This is a genomic window from Cupriavidus sp. BIS7, from assembly GCF_000292345.1.
Classification (GTDB): Bacteria; Pseudomonadota; Gammaproteobacteria; order Burkholderiales; family Burkholderiaceae; genus Cupriavidus.
Genome location: NZ_ALOU01000009.1, coordinates 41844 through 60657 on the forward strand (window position 1 = coordinate 41844; position 18814 = coordinate 60657).

The 18814-nt window shown below is 65.2% G+C and carries 16 protein-coding genes; 14 read left to right on the forward strand and 2 right to left on the reverse strand.

The genetic code is table 11. From position 1 onward, the window contains the following. Window position 1 precedes the first annotated feature (1 nt). The 13 genes from B552_RS0102995 (at window position 2) to B552_RS0103055 (ending at window position 14365) form a co-directional block, all read left to right on the forward strand. A complete protein-coding gene (locus tag B552_RS0102995; protein ID WP_019447516.1) occupies window positions 2–376 on the forward strand; it encodes a hypothetical protein in 375 nt (124 codons plus the stop codon). A gap of 43 nt (window positions 377–419) precedes the next feature. Continuing rightward, entirely contained in the window at window positions 420–1391 is a 972-nt protein-coding gene (locus B552_RS0103000) for a zinc-binding dehydrogenase (protein ID WP_019447517.1), read from the forward strand. A gap of 58 nt (window positions 1392–1449) precedes the next feature. Beyond that, a complete protein-coding gene (locus B552_RS0103005) occupies window positions 1450–2244 on the forward strand; it encodes a TauD/TfdA family dioxygenase (protein ID WP_019447518.1) in 795 nt (264 codons plus the stop codon). Between the two features lie 121 nt (window positions 2245–2365). After that, the gene (locus tag B552_RS0103010; protein ID WP_019447519.1) at window positions 2366–3484 is read left to right on the forward strand and encodes a Re/Si-specific NAD(P)(+) transhydrogenase subunit alpha; all 1119 of its coding nucleotides are present in this window, start codon (window positions 2366–2368) and stop codon (window positions 3482–3484) included. 29 nt (window positions 3485–3513) lie between these two features. Next, the gene (locus B552_RS0103015) at window positions 3514–3870 is read left to right on the forward strand and encodes an NAD(P) transhydrogenase subunit alpha (protein ID WP_019447520.1); all 357 of its coding nucleotides are present in this window, start codon (window positions 3514–3516) and stop codon (window positions 3868–3870) included. Then, on the forward strand, window positions 3867–5336 hold the full coding sequence (locus B552_RS0103020; protein WP_019447521.1) for an NAD(P)(+) transhydrogenase (Re/Si-specific) subunit beta: 1470 nt from the start codon (window positions 3867–3869) through the stop codon (window positions 5334–5336). The genes B552_RS0103015 and B552_RS0103020 overlap by 4 nt, the downstream gene beginning before the upstream one ends. A gap of 28 nt (window positions 5337–5364) precedes the next feature. Beyond that, complete coding sequence (locus tag B552_RS0103025; protein WP_026035258.1) at window positions 5365–6153, forward strand: glucose 1-dehydrogenase; 789 nt, start codon at window positions 5365–5367, stop codon at window positions 6151–6153. A 15-nt stretch (window positions 6154–6168) separates the two neighbouring features. Further along, on the forward strand, window positions 6169–7263 hold the full coding sequence (locus B552_RS0103030; protein ID WP_019447523.1) for a phosphotransferase: 1095 nt from the start codon (window positions 6169–6171) through the stop codon (window positions 7261–7263). A 276-nt stretch (window positions 7264–7539) separates the two neighbouring features. After that, on the forward strand, window positions 7540–9051 hold the full coding sequence (locus tag B552_RS0103035; RefSeq protein WP_019447524.1) for an aldehyde dehydrogenase family protein: 1512 nt from the start codon (window positions 7540–7542) through the stop codon (window positions 9049–9051). Window positions 9052–9073: 22 nt separating this feature from the next. After that, window positions 9074–10708 carry a GMC family oxidoreductase N-terminal domain-containing protein gene (locus tag B552_RS0103040; RefSeq protein WP_019447525.1) on the forward strand — a complete coding sequence of 545 codons (1635 nt, stop codon included), beginning with the start codon at window positions 9074–9076 and terminating at the stop codon, window positions 10706–10708. Between the two features lie 109 nt (window positions 10709–10817). Next, entirely contained in the window at window positions 10818–12086 is a 1269-nt protein-coding gene (locus tag B552_RS0103045) for an MFS transporter (RefSeq protein WP_019447526.1), read from the forward strand. Then, the gene (locus tag B552_RS0103050) at window positions 12076–13413 is read left to right on the forward strand and encodes a DUF3422 domain-containing protein (RefSeq protein WP_019447527.1); all 1338 of its coding nucleotides are present in this window, start codon (window positions 12076–12078) and stop codon (window positions 13411–13413) included. Before B552_RS0103045 ends, B552_RS0103050 begins: the two co-directional genes overlap by 11 nt. A 31-nt stretch (window positions 13414–13444) precedes the next feature. Continuing rightward, window positions 13445–14365 carry a LysR family transcriptional regulator gene (locus B552_RS0103055; protein WP_019447528.1) on the forward strand — a complete coding sequence of 307 codons (921 nt, stop codon included), beginning with the start codon at window positions 13445–13447 and terminating at the stop codon, window positions 14363–14365. Between the two features lie 133 nt (window positions 14366–14498). On the opposite strand, the gene B552_RS0103060 is transcribed toward B552_RS0103055, so the two are convergent. Further along, on the reverse strand, window positions 14499–14750 hold the full coding sequence (locus B552_RS0103060) for a GlsB/YeaQ/YmgE family stress response membrane protein (RefSeq protein ID WP_019447529.1): 252 nt from the start codon (window positions 14748–14750) through the stop codon (window positions 14499–14501). 508 nt (window positions 14751–15258) lie between these two features. On the opposite strand from B552_RS0103060, the gene B552_RS28175 reads away from it, so the two are divergent. Further along, on the forward strand, window positions 15259–17169 hold the full coding sequence (locus B552_RS28175) for a kelch repeat-containing protein (RefSeq protein WP_083860213.1): 1911 nt from the start codon (window positions 15259–15261) through the stop codon (window positions 17167–17169). Window positions 17170–17423: 254 nt separating this feature from the next. Here B552_RS28175 and B552_RS0103075 read toward each other — a convergent pair whose 3' ends face one another. Continuing rightward, window positions 17424–18785 carry a DUF1329 domain-containing protein gene (locus B552_RS0103075; protein WP_237718155.1) on the reverse strand — a complete coding sequence of 454 codons (1362 nt, stop codon included), beginning with the start codon at window positions 18783–18785 and terminating at the stop codon, window positions 17424–17426. Window positions 18786–18814: the final 29 nt, after the last annotated feature.

An 18814-nucleotide genomic window follows, 5' to 3' on the forward strand; every position in this document is an offset into this window, starting at 1 on the left:
CATGCAGATTGATGCACATATCGCACTGGCGCGACGCATCGAGACCACGCTGCGCAAGCTGGGTCATGCCGACTACGAAATGCAGATCGAGGGAGCCATGCTCGCCGGCACGCACTGGCTGAACGTGCTGCTGCATCGCGTTGGCACCAATCCCCCGGCGCAGGACGTGTTCCACACGTACCTGCTCACCATCAACGAGTTCCGTCGGCTGGCCGTGGCAGCAGACCAGCCAATCCATGCGCTCGCCGAAATCGAGGACATCCGCCCGCCGTTCGTGCGCGGCAACGTGCCCGGCGGCGAACAGGCGGCGGCGCGCGCGCTGGAGCTGCTGGCGCGGCTGCGCACGGCGGCACTTGAAGCCGCCGTGACCGCCTGAAGCACCTTCAGACAGTTCTACCGATACAGATAGGGAGTCAGCTTTGAAAGCAATTCGCGTAATTCCGGGCGCCGAAGGCGGCACCGTTGCAGTCCAGGACATCCCCGCGCCGGAAGCCGGCCCGGGACAGGTGCTGGTCAGGGTCCGCGCGGCGGGCCTGAACCGGGGCGAGATCAACCAGGCGCGCGAACTGCGCACGGGCAACACGATCACGGCCGGCGTGGAGTTCGCCGGCGAAGTCGCCGCCGTGGGTGAAGGCGTGGCGGGCTGGCGCCGGGGCGACCGGGTCATGGGGCATGGCAAAGGCTGCCAGGCCGAGTTCGTGTTGGCGGACCCGATGGCACTGATGCCGGTCCCCGATAACCTGTCGTGGATCGACGCCGCTGCCTTCCCCAACGTCTTCATCACCGCCCATGACGCGCTGGTCGTCAACGGCGGGCTGAAGGCCGGCGAATCGGTGCTGGTAAACGGCGCCTCGGGCGGCGTGGCGATGGCGGCGATCCAGATCGCCTCGCTGATGGGCGCGCACCCGGTGATCGCGCAGTCGCGCTCGGCCGCCAAGCTGGACAAGCTCATGCAGTACGGCGTGGACGTGGGCATCGACTCGTCGAAGGACAACCAGGTCGAGGCAGTGATGGCCGCGACCGACAACAAGGGCGTCGACATCATCATCGACACCGTGGGCGGCCCGGTCTTCGAGGACAACATCAAGAGCCTCGCCGTCAAGGGCCGGCTGGTCAACATCGCCCGCCTCGGCTCGCCCACCGCGCAGATCGACCTGACGCCGGTCTGGCTCAAGCGCCTGCACATCATCGGCGTGACCTTCCGCACGCGCACCGAGCAGGAGCGCCTGGAATGCATCCAGGCCTGCGCGCGCGACATGCTGCCGTTCCTGCGTGCCGGCCGCGTGCGCCTGCCGATCGACCGCACTTTTGCGCTTACCGACATCCACGCGGCGCACACCTACATGAAGCTGGATCAGCACGTCGGCAAGATCGTGCTGACGCTCGACTGACCCCCGCACTACTACAAGACCATACTGATACATCACCAAGGATATTGAGGAGACTTCCATGTCCATCGTCATCAAGCCGCTCACCGGCTCCGTCGGCGCCGCCGTCACCGGGGTGAACCTGAACGACCCGATCAACGACGCCACCTTCAAGGTCCTGCACCAGGCCTTCCTTGAACACGGCATGCTGATCTTCCGCGGCCAGTTCCTGAAGCCCGAGGCGCAGGTGGCCTTCGCTCGCCTGTGGGGCACCCCGGTGCAGGGCAATCCACTGCTCAAGGGCCTGGCGGAGTTCCCGGAACTGTTCCAGGTCACGAACATCCCGAAGGAGACCGCCTCGACCGAAGCCTGGCATTCGGACTCGATCTACACGCGGGTGCCGCCGAAGATTTCCATCCTGTCGGGCATCGTCATCCCGACTGGCGGCGACACGATGTGGTGCAACCAGTACAACTCGTACGAGCGCCTGTCACCGACCATGCAGCGCATGATCGAGGGCCTGCGCTGCACGTTCAGCGGTGCCCGCCTGGCGAAGATGACCGGCTCCGACAAGGTGCCGACGGCCACTCACCCGATCGTGCGCACGCATCCGGAAACCGGCCGCAAGGCGCTGTATGTTGGCCACCCGGACACCGCCCTGTGCATCGAGGGCATGACGGTAGCCGAGAGCCGCCCGCTGCTCGACTTCCTGTACGAGCACTCGACCACGCCGGACAACGTCTACCGCCATATGTGGCAGGAAGGCGATGCGCTGATGTGGGACAACCGCTGCACCATGCACTACGCCGTACACGACTACGGCACCGCCCAACGCGTGCTCAACCGCGTGACGCTGGAAGGGGAAATCCCGGCGTAAGCCGCCCCGCTTGACCCCGTGCCGGGCACATCGCCCGGCACGCGCCCCCTGACCCGTGGCGCCATTCGCTGCCAGAACGCATGACTGGCGAATGGCGCGCGGGGACATATGGAGATTCACCATGCAGATCGGGATCCCGACTGAGATCCGGCCGGGAGAGGCACGTGTTGCCGCAACGCCGGAGACCGTCAAGAAATACATCACACAGGGCCATCAGGTCGTGGTGCAAAGCGGCGCCGGCACGCGAGCGAGCCTGCCCGACGCGGCCTATGAGGCCGTCGGCGCCCGCATTGGCACCGCTGCCGAAGCGCTCGGCGCGGCGCTGGTACTGAAAGTTCGCGCGCCGGAGGCCGCGGAACTGGCTGGCATGAAGCCCGGCACCGCGCTGGTCGGCATGCTCAATCCGTTCGACACCGAGAACAAGGCGCGCATGCAGGCCGCCGGCATCACGGCCTTCGCGCTGGAGGCCGCGCCGCGCACCACGCGTGCACAGAGCATGGACGTGCTGTCGTCGCAGGCCAATATCGCCGGCTACAAGGCCGTGCTGGTGGCCGCGCACCACTACCAGCGCTTCATGCCGATGCTGATGACGGCCGCGGGCACGGTCAAGGCCGCCCGCGTGCTGATTCTCGGCGCAGGTGTGGCGGGCCTGCAGGCGATTGCCACGGCCAAGCGACTGGGCGCCGTGATCGAGGCGTCCGACGTGCGCCCCGCGGTGAAGGAACAAATCGAATCGCTCGGCGCGAAGTTCCTCGACGTGCCGTTCATCACCGATGAAGAGCGCGAGATCGCGCAGGGCGTGGGCGGCTATGCGCGCCCGATGCCGGCGGACTGGATGAAACGCCAGGCCGAACTGGTGCACCAGCGCGCCACGCAGGCCGACATCGTCATCACCACCGCGCTGATCCCGGGCCGCAAGGCGCCCGTGCTGCTGCAGGAGGACACGGTCAAGCAGATGAAGCCGGGCTCGGTCATCGTCGACCTGGCCGCAGCGCAGGGCGGCAACTGCCCGCTGACCGTGGCCGACGAAGTGGTCGAACGCCACGGCGTCACGCTGGTCGGCCACACGAACCTGGCCAGCATGGTTGCAGCGGACGCATCCGCGCTCTATGCCCGCAACGTGCTCGACTTCCTCAAGCTGATTCTGGACAAGGAAGGCAAGCTCGTCATCGACCGGCAGGACGACATCGTCGCCGCCTGCCTGATCACGGGACAGGAAGAAGCGGCGCTGGCCGGCTGACCGGCTAACCGGAGACCAAGGAGACTCAAATGGAAATGATCAATCACACGGTGATCAACCTGATCATCTTCGTGCTGGCGATCTACGTGGGCTACCACGTGGTCTGGACAGTCACGCCGGCCCTGCACACCCCGCTGATGGCCGTGACCAACGCCATCTCGGCCATCATCATTGTCGGCGCCATGCTGGCCGCCGGCCTGACCGAAGGCCCGACCGGGCGCGTGATGGGCACGCTGGCCGTGGCGCTGGCCGCCGTCAATGTGTTCGGCGGCTTCCTGGTCACGCAGCGCATGCTGGAAATGTTCAGGAAGAAGGCACCCAAGGCGGTGCCCGCCACCAAAGAAGCGGCTCGCGCTGAAGGCGTTCTTGTTGGGGAAGCGCGATGAACGGACTTTCAATGAATTCGGTGACCCTGCTCTACCTGGGCGCCTCTGTCTGCTTTATCCAGGCACTGAAGGGACTTTCCCACCCGACGTCCGCCCGCAAGGGCAATGCCTTCGGCATGATCGGCATGGCGATTGCCGTGCTGACCACGGTGGCACTGATCGTCAAGCTGAAGAGCGAGTTTCTTGCTGCCGGCACGGCACAGTCCACGCTCGGCTCGGGGCTGACGCTGATTCTTGGCGCACTGGTGGTTGGCGGCGGCATCGGCGCCTACCTGGCGAAGAAGGTCGAGATGACCAAGATGCCCGAGTTGGTGGCGGCCATGCACTCGCTGATCGGTCTGGCGGCCGTGTGCATCGCGGTAGCTGCCGTGGCGGAGCCCGCCGCGTTCGGCATCACGGCTGCGGGTTCGCATGACATCCCGATGGGCAACCGCATCGAACTGTTCATCGGCTGCTTCGTCGGTGCCATCACGTTTTCGGGTTCGGTGATCGCGTTCGGCAAGCTGGCCGGCCGCTACAAGTTCCGCCTGTTCCAGGGTGCGCCGGTGGTGTTCGCGGGCCAGCACTGGCTGAACCTGCTGCTGGCAGTCGCCATGATCGGCTTCGGCATCGTGTTCTTCATGACGCAGCAGTGGACACCGTTCCTGGTGATGCTGGCCATCGCGTTCGTGCTCGGCGTGATGATCATCATCCCGATCGGCGGCGCGGACATGCCGGTGGTGGTGTCGATGCTGAACTCGTACTCGGGCTGGGCAGCGGCAGGCATCGGCTTCTCGCTGAACAACCCGATGCTGATCATCGCCGGTTCGCTGGTGGGTTCTTCCGGTGCGATCCTCTCGTACATCATGTGCCGCGCGATGAACCGCTCGTTCTTCAACGTGATCCTGGGCGGCTTCGGTGGCGACGCCGCAGCGGCGACCAGTTCCGCTGGCGGCGCGCAGCGTCCGGTCAAGTCTGGCTCGGCGGATGATGCATCGTTCCTGATGGGCAACGCCGAGACGGTCATCATCGTCCCCGGCTACGGCCTGGCCGTGGCCCGTGCGCAGCACGCGCTCAAGGAACTGACGGAACTGCTCACCGAAAAGGGCGTGACCGTGAAGTACGCGATCCACCCGGTGGCGGGCCGCATGCCGGGCCACATGAACGTGCTGCTGGCCGAAGCCGAAGTGCCGTACGACCAGGTCTTCGAAATGGAGGACATCAACAGCGAGTTCGGCCAGGCCGACGTGGTGCTGGTGCTCGGCGCGAACGACGTGGTGAACCCGTCTGCCAAGACCGATCCGAAGTCACCGATCGCCGGCATGCCGATCCTGGAGGCGTACAAGGCCAAGACCATCATCGTCAACAAGCGTTCGATGGCGGCCGGCTACGCGGGCCTGGACAACGAACTGTTCTACATGGACAAGACGATGATGGTGTTCGGCGACGCCAAGAAGGTGGTCGAGGACATGGTCAAGGCGATCTGACGTCCAGCACTACACGAGAGACAACACCATGAGCCAACCCCAATCCATGCCCAACCCGTTCGCCGACCTGCAGGGCCGCGTCGCCCTTGTCACCGGCGCCTTCGGCGGGCTTGGCCTGCACTTCGCGAAGACGCTGGCGCGCGCCGGCTGCAAGGTCGCGCTGGCCGGCCGCCGCGTGGCCGAAGGCGAAGCGGTGCTGGCGGCGCTGCGCGAACAGGGCGCCACCGGCTGCGTGGTCGCGCTGGACGTGCGCGACCCGGCATCGGTCGAAGCCGCATTCGAGGCCGCGCGCCGCGAACTCGGGCCCATCGACATCGTCGTCAACAGCGCTGGCATCGCCACCACCGGCCCGGCGCTGGCCGTGACCGAAGACGACTGGCAGCGCGTGATCGACACCAACCTGAACGGCGCGTGGCGCGTGGCGCAGTGTGCCGCGCGGATGATGCGCGACACCGGCAACGGCGGCAGCATCATCAATATCGCGTCCATCCTGGGCATGCGCGTACTGCAGCAGGTGCCGGCCTACACCGCCGCCAAGGCGGGGCTGATTCACCTGACGCAGGCGCTGGCACTGGAGTGGGCACGCCACGGCATTCGCGTCAACGCCATCGCGCCGGGCTACTTCGAGACCGACATCAACCGCGACTTCTTCGAGACGGAAAGCGGCCAGGCACTGGTGCGCCGCATCCCGCAACGCCGCCTTGGCCAGCCCGCGCAACTGGACGGCGCGTTGCTGCTGCTCGCGTCCGACGCTTCGTCCTACATGACCGGCACGGTGCTGCCGGTCGACGGCGGCCATATGGTCAGCACGCTCTGACCACGGGAGATCACCATGCCAGCCACCATGTCAGCCACTGCTCATCCGCCGCCCGTGGCCAAGCCGGGCACCGGCGGCGCACCGTTCGACACCGGCCCCCTCGCCCGCCTGCTGCTTGCGCGCGGGCTGATCGACTACCCGGTACTGACCGTCGACCGCCTCGCCGGCGGGCAGTCGAACCCGACCTACCGCATTGCCTGCGGACCGCGCCAGTACGTGCTGCGCACCAAGCCGCCGGGGCAGTTGCTGTCATCGGCGCACGCCGTGGACCGCGAGTACCGCGTGATGCAGGCGCTGCAGGACAGCGAAGTGCCCGTGCCGCGCACGTATCTTTATAGCGAAGACACGTCGATCGTCGGCAGCCCCTTCTACGTGATGGAGTTCCTGCAGGGCCGCGTGCTGGTCGACCAGTCGCTGCCGGGCATACCGCAGGCGCAACGCACCGCCATGTACCGGGAGATGAACCGCGTCATCGGCGCGCTGCACCGGGTGGACTTCAGCGCCGTTGGCCTGGACGACTACGGCAAGCACGGCGGCTACATCGCCCGTCAAGTGCGCCGCTGGGCCACGCAGTGCCGGGAAGCCGGCATGGACGACAACCCGGCACTGGCCGCCCTTGTGGATTGGCTGCCCGCACACGTGCCCGATGGCGACAGCACCTGCATCGTCCACGGCGATTTCCGCCTGGACAACCTGGTCTTCCACCCGACCGAGGCGCGCGTCATTGGCGTGCTCGACTGGGAGTTGTCGACGCTGGGCGACCCGATGGCCGACCTTGCCTATCACTGCATGAGCTGGCACATCCCGGCCCACCTGTGGCGCGGCATTGGCGGCCTGGACCTGCAGGCGCTTGGCATCCCCGACGAGGCCACCTACCTGCAGTGGTACGGCAGCACCAATGGCACGCGGTCGATGGAGCACTGGGACTTCTATCTTGCGTACAACCTGTTCCGCCTTGCCGCGATCATGCATGGCATTGCGCAGCGCGCAAAACAGGGCAACGCATCGAGCCAGGACGCCGTGGAGACGGGCCGCAAGGCCATCCCGCTGGCCGAACTCGGCTGGAAATACGCGCAGCGGTATGCGCAGCGGCAGCGCCAGACAGACTGACCGCAACCTGACCGAAACCTGAGCGCCGCGACCCGGCACCGTGGATTCGCGGCCCCCCTTCTTGCAGGACCGGCGCTCTGTGCGCCCGTCTCCATTCCGCCCGGACGGCTCCAGCCGCTCCGGGCGGCTTTCTATGCACGCCACGATGTGGCGCCTGGCGCGGGTGTTCTGATTTTCAGAACACGATTGCGGATCGCGTGTCATTGAACGCGCCGTAGCCGCCAACGATACTGGCCCACACGAACACAACTGACCCTGACCAACTGGAGCATGCAAATGGATCAATCGAAAGCGGAATTCCTGGTAGCGGCCTTCGCCGAGTTCTTTCCTGGCGCCACGGAAATTGGCTCGTATGTAGGAGGCAGGCTGATTCCGGGCAGTGGCGACGAAATCCAGTTGTTCGACCCTGCAACCGGCGAAAAGAGCGTCAGCTATCGCGACGCTGGCGCCCAGGTTGCCGAGCTTGCCTGCGCTGCCGCCTACGAGGCGCAGAAGACCTGGTGGGGTATGACCCACGCCGCGCGCGGACGCATGCTGTTCGCGGTGGCCGCGAAGATTCGCGAGCACGGCGAAGCGCTCGCGCGCCTTGAGTCGATCTCGACCGGCAAGCCCATCCGCGACAGCCGCCGCGAGGCCGAAATGGTGGCCGAGATGTTCGAGTTCTACGCAGGCTGGACCGACAAGTTCCATGGCGACGTGATCGCCGTGCCCACCACGCACCTCAACTACACGCGCCGCGAGCCGTACGGCACCATCCTCCATGTCACGCCGTGGAATATCCCGATTCTGTCGTTCGGCTGGCAGGTCGCGCCGACCATCGCAGTGGGCAATGGCGTGCTGCTCAAGCCGTCGGAGCTGACGCCGTTCACGTCGCTGGCGGTGGCCTCGCTGGCCGAGAAGGCCGGCCTGCCCGCCGGGCTCGTCAACGTGCTGGCCGGCTACGGTCACACAACCGCCCAGGCGGCAATCGCTAACGGCATCGTGCGCAAGGTCGTCTTCGTGGGTTCGCCCGCGACGGGCGCCAAGATCGCCGAATCCGCCGCGCGCCACCTGATCCCGTGCATCCTCGAACTCGGCGGCAAATCGGCCAATATCGTCTTCGACGACGCCAACCTGGACATGGCTGCCATCGGCGCCCAGGCGGCTGTCTTTTCGGGTACGGGCCAGAGCTGCACGGCCGGATCGCGCCTGCTTGTGCAGCGCAGCGTCTACGACGAAATGATCGAGCGCGTGGCCAAGGGCGCGCGCAGCCTGCGCGTCGGGCATCCGCTCGAAGCGTCGACCGAGATCGGGCCGGTCAGCAACCGTGGCCAGTACGAGCACATCAAGCGGATGATCGTTGCCGGCGTCGCGGAAGGCGCGCAGCTCGCGGCCGGCACCACCAACTTCGAGCCAGGCGGCTACTACGTCCAGCCGACGCTGTTCGCCGGCGTCTCCAACGAGATGCAGGTCGCCCGCACCGAGATCTTCGGTCCGGTGATCGCCGCGATTCCGTTCGACACCGAGGAAGAGGCCATCGCGATCGCCAACGACAACGAGTTCGGCCTGGCCGGCGCAGTGTGGACCGGCGACGTGGGCCGCGCCCACCGCGTGGCGGGTCAGGTGGACGCAGGCACGTTCTGGATCAACGGCTACCGCTCCGTGCACGTTGCCTCGCCGTTCGGCGGCTACAAGAACAGCGGCTACGGGCGCACGAGCGGCGTGGAGGCGCTCTACGAATACACCCAGACGAAGAGCGTCTGGGTGCAGACCTCCGCCACGCCGACCAACCGCGTCGGTCGTACGTGAGATCGCAGGAGCCGTTCGGAACATGGAACATAGCGAAACTTTCGACTACGTGGTGATCGGCGCCGGCTCGTCGGGCGCCACGCTCGCCACGCGCCTGGCCGAGCGCAACGCGGGCTCCGTGCTGCTGCTCGAGGCGGGCGCCCCGCGCGACCGCGATTTCTGGGTCAAGGTGCCGATCGGCGTGGCCAAGCTGCTGCAGGACGACCGGTACGTGTGGAAGTTCAACACCGAGCCGCAGCGTGGGCTTGCCGACCAGACAATCTACTGGCCGCGCGGCCGCATGCCCGGCGGTTCGAGTTCCGTCAACGGCATGATCTACGTACGGGGGGAACCTGCCGAGTTCGATCACTGGGCCGAGCTTGGCAATCGGGGCTGGGACTACGTTTCGCTGCTGCCCTACTTCCGTCGGCTGGAGACAGCCGCCGTCGGCGACGACGCCTACCGCGGCCGCGGCGGCCCGATCCAGGTCTCGTCGCTCGCCGACCAGCATCCGAACCCGCTGAGCAACGCGTTCATCGCAGCATGCGAGAGCGCCGGCATCCCGGCCACCGCCGACTACAACGGCGCCGCCTACGAGGGCGTGAGCTACCTGCAACTGTCAACGGGCGGCGGCGAGCGCTGCAGCACCGCGGCGGGCTACCTGCGCGGCCGGCGCCAGCGCAACCTGCACCTGGCTACCGAAGCGCTTGCCACGCGCCTGCTGTTCAACGGCAAGCGCGTGAGCGGCGTCGAATACGTCCAGGGCGGCAGAACGCGGCGTGTGATTGCGGCGCGCGAGGTCATCGTCAGTGCCGGCCCGATCAAGTCGCCCCAACTGCTGGAACTGTCCGGCATCGGTGACGCAACACGGCTCCAGGACCTTGGCATTGCCGTGCGCCAGCATCTGCCGGGCGTCGGCGAGAACCTGATCGACCACGTGCAGTCGCGCATCACGTTCGCGTGCTCGCAGGCCATCACACTCAACGAGGTCATGCACAGCCCGTTGCGCCAGGCGCTGATGGGCGCACGGTACCTGCTGACGCGGCGCGGCATCATGTCGACGTCCACCGTCACGGCGCACGCGCTCGCGCGCTCGGGCCCGCAGCATGCGCGGCCCAGCGTCAAGATCCAGATCGGCCATATCAGCGGCGCCGACCGCTACGCCGGCAAGGGCTTCGGACTCGACAAGTTCCCGGGCTTCAACGTTGGCTTCTTCCAGCTTCGTCCAGAGTCGCGCGGCCACCTGCACATTCGCGGCACGGACCCGCGTGAGGCGCCGATGATCGAGCCACGCTACATGAGCGCGGAAGCCGACCAGCAGGTCATGCTCGAAGCCATCCGCCTGTCGCGCGAGATCGTCAGGCAGCCGGCCATGGCGGCGTTCGTCGCGCGCGAGACACGGCCAGGCATCGACGTGCAGGACGACGCGGGACTGATGGCGTACATCCGCAAGTCGGGCCAGACAAGCTGGCATCCGATTGGCACCTGCAAGATGGGCGTCGATGCCATGTCGGTGGTCGATCCCGAACTGAGGGTGCACGGCTTCGATGGATTGCGCGTGGTCGACTCCTCGATCATGCCGACGATGTGCTCGCCAAACACCAACGCGGCATCGATCATGATCGGCGAGAAGGCTGCCGACCTGATCCTGTCCGCGCACGCGTCGGGGAGGTCCTGACCGAACTACGAGATCCCAGCCGGACGCGCGACTCACGCGCCGCAGTATCAACATCAAACGTCCGCGACAGCTTCCAACATAGGAAGCGGCGAGGCAACGAGGAGACAAAATGACGCAACAAAAATCGCTGCCGGCCGTGGGCCGGTGGACCTATATCGCCCTGGTGTTCGGCGCCGCACTCGGCATGTTTGCGGGCCTCACGTCTTACCACGCGGCCGGCGGCCTGTTCGCCAGGCCCGTGGGCGCGGAGTTCGGATGGGGGCGCTCGCTGGCATCGATGTCGTACTCGGCTTCGATGATGGGGCTTGCACTGGGCGGCCCGCTGATCGGCATGCTGATGGACCGTTTCGGCATCCGGCGCGTGATCCTCGTGCTCGGCGTCACCTACGGGCTGGCCGTGATGGCGATGTCGCAGCAGAACGGCAGCATCGCGATGTGGATCGGACTCTCCGCAATCGTGGGCGTCTCTGGCACATCGGTATCCGTGGTCGGCTACCTGACCGTGCTGCCGCAATGGTTTGACCGGCGCCTAGGCCTGTCGCTCGCGCTGGCGATGTGCGGGCTGGGCGTGGGCACCATGGTGGTGCCGCAGTTCGTCCAGTACATCATCAGCCATTACGGCTGGCGCGCCGCCTACGCAACGCTCGGTGCGGGATCGATTCCGCTGACGCTGATAGCCTGCGCACTGATCCGCGAGCGCATCAAGGTTGCACCGCGCAACAGCCGCAACAGCCGCGGCGGCGCAGCTGCCGTCGACGGCATGACGCTCGGCGAAGCACTGCGCAACTATCGCCTGTGGGCCATCTGGCTGATCTTCCTGATCGGTTCGACGTGCACGCTGGCGCTCGTTCCGCAACTGGCTGCAATGTTCGCCGACCACGGATTCACGGCGTCCGACGCTGCACGTGGCGCCTCAACGCTCGGCATTGGCCTGCTCGCCGGCCGCCTGCTGACCGGCCTGCTGCTTGACCGCATCCACGCGGCTATCGTGACAATCATCTTCTTCGTCGCGGGTGTCGCCGGTCTGCTGCTGCTGCGTGGCACGCATGACCTGAACGGCCTGCTGCTGGCCGCCGCGCTGGTCGGTCTGACGATCGGCGCCGAGGGCGACCTCATTTCCTATCTCGTTCGCTCGTACTTCGGTCTGCGTGCATTCGGCACCCTCTACGGCCTCGCGTTCTCGGGCTACGGCCTTGGCGCCGTGATCGGCCCCGTGACGACCGGCGCCTGGTTTGACCACTACGGCAGCTACGACACGCCGCTGCTTATCATGTCCGGCATGCTGCTGGGAGCCTGCGCGCTCACGCTGACGCTTGGCCGCTATCGCCGTGCCGCTCCGGCGCCCACCGGCGTGGAGTCTTCGCTTCATGGCGCCTGATGGCGCAGAACTGGCGGTCGCCCTGGGCGACCGCCAGGCGTCTCTCGACCATCCGCTGCGCGCCGAGCTGGCGAACGAACTGCACGCGCGGCCGTTCCTTCGCATAGCCGGCCCGGCCGCGGTGGCGCACTACGCGATCTACGCCGATGGCGACACCGCCGTGCATGGCGAACTGCTTGGCGCGTTGTGCCGGCTCACCGGCCTCCCCGCGCCCGCAAGCGATGCCACGCACTACACGGCCCGCTGGAACGGCGACCGCCAGTTCAAATGGGAACGCCACACGGAGTTTTCGACGTTCACGTTCGTTGCAAGCCGTGGCGGCAATGACTGCTTCTCCGAACACGCCACGGCGCATGTGCCGTCAGCCTGGTTTGATGCGCTGGAAAACAAGCGGTTTGTCGCCATCCGCATCGAACTCGTCCCCGGCGACGCTGCGGAGCCGGCGCGGCAGCATCCCGGCGCCTGGATCGACCGGGCGTCGATGGTCGGCAGCCGGGTGCTCGGCGGCGCGCAAGTGTTCAGCGACTGGACCATCCAGCCCGACGGCTTCCTGCGCTTTCTCGTGATCGACAACGGCCTTCGGCAGGTGCAAAGCGGCAGGCTCCTGCAGCGCCTGTGCGAGATCGAGACCTACCGGATGATGGCCCTGCTGGCGCTGCCCGCCGCGCGCGAACTCGGCATGGAACTCGATGCGCTGCAACGCTCGCTCTCCCCGCTTGTACGCAGCATGGACGAGCCCCACGGCCGGGATCACGACGCCGCGCTGCTGGCCCGGCTCACCCACCTTGCAGCGCGCATCGAATCGCTCGCGGACGCCGGCTCGCGCTTCAGCGCGGCGCGTGCCTACGAGGGTCTGGTGCTTGCGCGCATCCAGGAACTGCGCGAGGAGCGGCTCGAAGGCATGCCGACGATTGCCGAGTTCCTCGAACGCCGTTTCGGCCCGGCCATGGCGATGTGCAGGACGGCGTGGCTGCGGCATGAACAGGTGGCCGCCCGCGTGGCGCGCGCGGTCGACCTGCTGCGAACGCGCGTCAGCGTGGCGCAGGAGGAAGACACCACGCGCCTGCTCGCTGGCATGAACCGTACCGCGCGCAGCCAGTTGCGGCTTCAGCACGCGGTGGAGGGCCTGTCGGTGGCGGCAATCTCGTATTACGTGCTTTCCCTGTCCGGCGCGGCGCTGCGCTCGCTTCATGCAGCGCATTACGTTGCCGACGCCGATATCGTCGAAGGCCTGCTGATCGTGCCGGTCATCCTGGCCGTGCTGTTTGTCATGCGTCGCAGGCGGCAGGCCGGGGAGACAGCCACTGGCCAGACCGTGCCAGAATAGGCGGCTACAGCGTCACGTCCGGGAGGACCGCATGCCCAACCCCTATAACGAGAGCCGAATCGCCTACCTGTACGAAGCCGTGCGCTGCGGCACGGTACGCGCAGCGGCCGACTTCCTGAGCATCGCGCCCTCGGCCGTGAGCCGGCAGATCGCGCTGCTGGAGGAGGAACTGGCCACGCCGCTCATCGAACGCAACAAGCGCGGTGTCAAACCGACCGAGGCCGGCGCGCTATTGCTCGAGTATTTTTCCCAGCAACGCGCCCACCAGGCCGATCTCGTCTCCAAGATCCAGGAATTGCGCGGACTGCGCCGCGGCAAGGTCACCGTTGTCATGGGCGAAGGCTTTGCGTCGACGATGATCGGCGGCCCGATTCGCCAGTTCCGGGAAAGCCACCCGGAAATCACACTTACCGTGGACGTGTGCAGCACCAACGAAGTGGTGCGCCGTGTGGCCGAGGACGAGGCCGACATCGGGCTCGCATTCAATCCGTCACCAGACCCGAAGGTTGTCAGCCGCGCGGGGTCGCGCCAGCCAATGCACGCGATCGTGTCGCGCGATTTTCCGCTCGCCGGCAAGGTCGGATCTGTCACGCTGCAGGACTTGCTGCCCTATCCGCTGGCACTCACGCATCCGGAGCATGGCACACGGCGCCTGGTGGACGCCGCGATGCAACTCGACCGGGTCAGGCTGACGCCAGCGCTGACCACCAACTCGGCCACCATACTCAAGCTGTTCATCATCAACAGCCTCGGCTTCACGTTCCTGACACGGATTGCGGTCGCTCCCGAACTGGCGGCCGGCGAACTGGCCGCGATCCCCGTTGAGAACCAGATGCTGCAAAGTCCCGAAGCCCACCTGATCACGCGCGTGGGCCGCCAGCTTTCCCCGGCGGCAAACCGGCTGCTGCAGCGGCTTGCCGCGCAGATCCATCAGTACGACGCGGCGCTCTGAACTGCGTCCGCCGGCGCTGAGCGACAAATAAAAGAGTTCATCGCCGATTTGCGGGGTCACTGAGAAATGACGTCAGTCACTCGGCCCCGGATCTTCAATGACCACGGGGACATCTGCCGCGCCGGTATTGCGCTTACGCCCGTTTGATAAGCCGGATGACAAATAGAAGAATGACTGCGCCGACCAATGCCGTGATGATCGAAACAATCCACCCTCCCCCTGTCGAAATGCCAAGTACGCCCGCAAGCCAACCGCCAATGAACGCGCCCGCAATACCTACGATGATGTCAACAATCAAGCCGAAGCCGCCGCCTTTCACCACGACTCCCGCCAACCACCCTGCAATCGCGCCTATCACAATCCAGGCAATCAAACCGTGTTCCATGATTTCTCGCTCCCGGTTTATTGGTCTCCAACGAGATTCACGACGAGACGTCGTTCCGGTCGATCTCCATTGCCCTCCGGCACTTCACTAAAATCGAAGTGCGTCTTGCATGAAGTTCAAAAAGAAGCCGCGCCCCAGAGAAAGTGCGGCCCTTTGAATTCTGTCGGATTGGTCGACATCTGGTGACTTCTCCGAGAATACGCATTACCGGCGCTTGTGCCATGGGACGTTAGGCTTAGATGGCTGCCTCGCGGTCGCTGCGGTCGACGATCCGAACTGCCCGCCACTAGGCCACCGATGTCTCTGAACGACCCACAAGAGACCTACAGCATTGCGAAAGATCCGTCCGCTTTCAGATCCCTTTCCGCCGTCGGCAAGTTTCAGGGGGGGGCGGCTAGCTGCAGCCGGGCGGGTGCGCGGATGCGAAATGGTGTCGGGCTCGCATTCGGGTGAAGCCAGTGGCAAGGTGACCTATCCTGATATGTAACAGCGAGCGGAGGGCATGGTCATGCGGACAAGTCGTTACCTGAATATCCTGCTTGTACCGCTGGCCCTGCTTGCGGCTGGATGCCATGGCGGTGGCGGCAACGGCCCCACATCGACGGCGCCTGCCGGCCTGCACGAACGCGAGTCATCGGTGGTGTACGCGGAGGGTACCGAAATCATCCCCGATACAGTGAGCAGCAGTGGCGGTCCCATCACCCAATGCAGCGTGTCGCCGCCGCTGCCTGCGGGCCTGGTCCTGGATCCTCAGACTTGCGCGATCACCGGCACTCCCACCACCACCGCCAAGGCCACGCTCTACACGATCACCGCCTGCAATGCGACGGGCTGCGCCAGTACCGGGTTGGAGCTTGAGGTCAAGGCGACCGCCATTGCGCCGGATACCCTGAGCTACCTGGACAGCTCGGTCATCTACGTGGCCAACGCGCCGATCACGCCCAACACGCCGATCACCACGGGCGGCGAGATCACGCAGTACAGCGTGTCGCCTGCGCTACCGGCGGGCCTCACCCTGGACCCTCAGACCGGGATCATTACCGGCACGCCGACGGCCGTGACTGCGCCAGCGGTCTACACGGTCACCGGCAGCAACAGCGTGGACAGCCTCCAGACGCAACTCACTCTCGAGGTGCAGGCACAAGTCGTGCCGCCAACCGGTCTCACCTATTCGGACGTAGTGCCGGTGTATATCATTGGCCGTCCCGTTGTGATTGATGAACCTCAGTACACTGGCGGCGAAATTACCCAGTTCACCGTGTCGCCAGCGCTGCCGGCCGGGTTGAGCATCGATGCGCTGACCGGGGAGATCAGCGGCACACCAACCACACCACAGGCTCCGACAGTCTTTACCATCACTGGCAGTAATGCCGCGGGAAGCGTGGCAACGCAGATAACGATTGATGTAGACACCGCTGCGATAGGCGAATCGGATCCTGCGGATGCCATGAACCAGGGACGCTTCCTGCATACCACTACCCTGCTAAATGACGGCACGGTACTTGCCGTTGGAGGATTCAATCGGGGCTCCCTGTCTTCCGTTGAATCCTATAATCCGGCGACGGATACCTGGACATCAGTTGCCAGCCTCAGCCAGGTACGTGATAGCCACACAGCTACCTTGCTACCTGATGGCACAGTGCTGGTCGCTGGAGGTGAATCCAGGGCTACTTCTGCGTTGAGCTCAGATGAGATCTATGATCCTTCAACGAAAACCTGGTCGGCAACAGGCAACTTGAATCAGGCGCGTGATATTCATACTGCTACCTTGCTACCTGATGGTACGGTACTGGTGGCTGGTGGTCAGAATGCCGGTGCGGCTCCCTTGGCGTCCGCTGAGATATACGATCCGGCAACACGAGCATGGACCCTCACTGGCAGCCTGAGTCAGGCACGTTACTCCCATTGCGCTGTCCTGTTGAATACGGGCAAGGTGCTTGTAGTTGGAGGAACGGCCACGAGTGCCACAACCCGTCTTGCTTCAGCCGAGCTATATGATCCTGCAACAAAAACATGGACCGCAACGGGCAGCCTGAATCAGGCACGTAGCATCTTTTCCCTTTCCTTGTTACCCGATGGCAGGGTGCTGGCATCAGGCGGATCTGATGGAACCAATACGCTTGCGTCTGCTGAAATATATGATCCAGTTACAGGGGTATGGACCCCGACTGGCAGCATGAAGACGGCACGTAAATTCCATACCTCTACCTTTCTAGCTGATGGCAGGGTTCTTGTTGCCGGTGGGAGCGGCCCAAGTGACCTGGCTTCAAGTGAACTGTTTGATGAGGCTTCTGGTACATGGTCTTTGACTGGTAGCCTACTTCTGGCTCGCAGCAAGCATACCGCCGTATTGCTTCCGAATAGTCACGTGCTTCTGGTAGGTGGACAGTTTGGCCTGGCATCATCTGAACTCCATTGATGCCGAGAGACCGGCGAGCTGAGTCACCGCATCGCGCGTCGAGGTCGGCCAGCGCGGCTTCCTTTGTCGCTGGCCGTCGGATCGCGGCTGTCCGCTTGCGAAAGCTCTTCGGTCCTATGGCACGACACGCCGAACGACCCTTCCTGGCCGAACCCAGCCGCCGACCCAGCAGCCTTCCCTGCAAATCGGCGATAAACCAAAAAAAAACCGGCCTTGCGGCCGGCTCAAGCTCAACGCCATTGGAGATTGGAGATTCAGTTGCCCGCGCCGCGCAGTGCGTCAGGGGCGAAATACGCCTCCACGTACTTCGGATCGCTGTTCAGGCGCGGCGGCTGGCCTTCGTTGGTCAGGCGGTCTGCCAGGTACGCGCCCGAGATCAGGTCGTGGTAGAACACCGTGGTCGGGTAGAAGCGGCGTGCGTCATAGGCGTACACATTGGCCTGGATATTGGTGCGCCACAGCTGGCCGCGGCTGTCGTAGTTGTCGGCCAGCACGCCATACCAGGAATCCTCGTCGATGTAGATCACGCGCTTCGCATACTGGTGGCGGAAGCCCTTCTTGAGCGTGGCCTCGAGTACCCACACGCGGTGCAGCTCGTAGCGCATGTGCGTCGGATCGGCGTGCCCCTTTGTCAGCAGATCCTGGTACTTGATCGACGGCGAGCTCATTGCGTAGTTGTCGTACGGCACATAGACCTCGCGCTTGTCGACGATCTTCCAGTCGTAGCGCTCGGGCGAGCCGTTGAAGAAGTGATCGTCATCGACGGTACGGAAGCCGCCCGGACCGAACGGCTGGTCATAGCCATACTCCGGCGCCTGGCGCACGCGCCGCGTGCCCGGGTTGTAGGACCATGCGCGGTTAGTGTCCGGCTCGGCGCTGTCGTACAGCGAGAAGCCGGTGATGATCGAACCGCGATCGCGCAGCGGCAACTCGGTGTACATGCGGTAGAACGTGCGCGTGTTCAGCGGTGCCTTGGGATCGAACTGAGCGGTATCCTTGGGCGACCAGATCTCGTACTTGACCTTGCCCCAGGCAATCTTGCCGTCCGCGTAGACCACGGCCTGGTCATAGACCGCGCGCTCGCTTTCGATGGAAGAGGCGAAACGCAGGTTCCACAGCAGTTCCAGCCCCGTCTTGGGGATCGGGTACGGCAGCGTCGGCGCGCTGTTCTTCACGCCGTTACCTTCGCCCAGCATCTCGATCTGCGGCGCGTAGGTGCGGATGGCCTTGTAGGTGCCGTCGTCATAGCGGAAGTCCCGATGCGTGGCGTAGACCGGCATCTTGAACGTGTCCGGATACTTCTTGAACAGCGCCTTCATCCCCTCGCTCAGCTGCTTCTCGTACTGCGCCATGTTCTGCGCCGTAATCGTGAACAGCGGCTTCTCGTCGGCGTACGGGTCGGGATAGCGCTCGCCAGACTTGTAGCTCAGGCCGCCCGGCGTACCGAGCCACTTGCCGCTCCATGCGGGAATCATGCCGTCTTTGCTTGCTGCGCGCTCCGCGCCCATGGGCGTGAGGTTGCCGTCAAGCTGCTTCAGGTCGTCTGGGGTGATCCTGGCCGTGGCCATCGTCGCGGCCAGCGCACCGGCCGCCAGCACGCCGGCGTGCAGCAGCATCTTCAGTGGTCGGGCTTGCATCTTTGTCT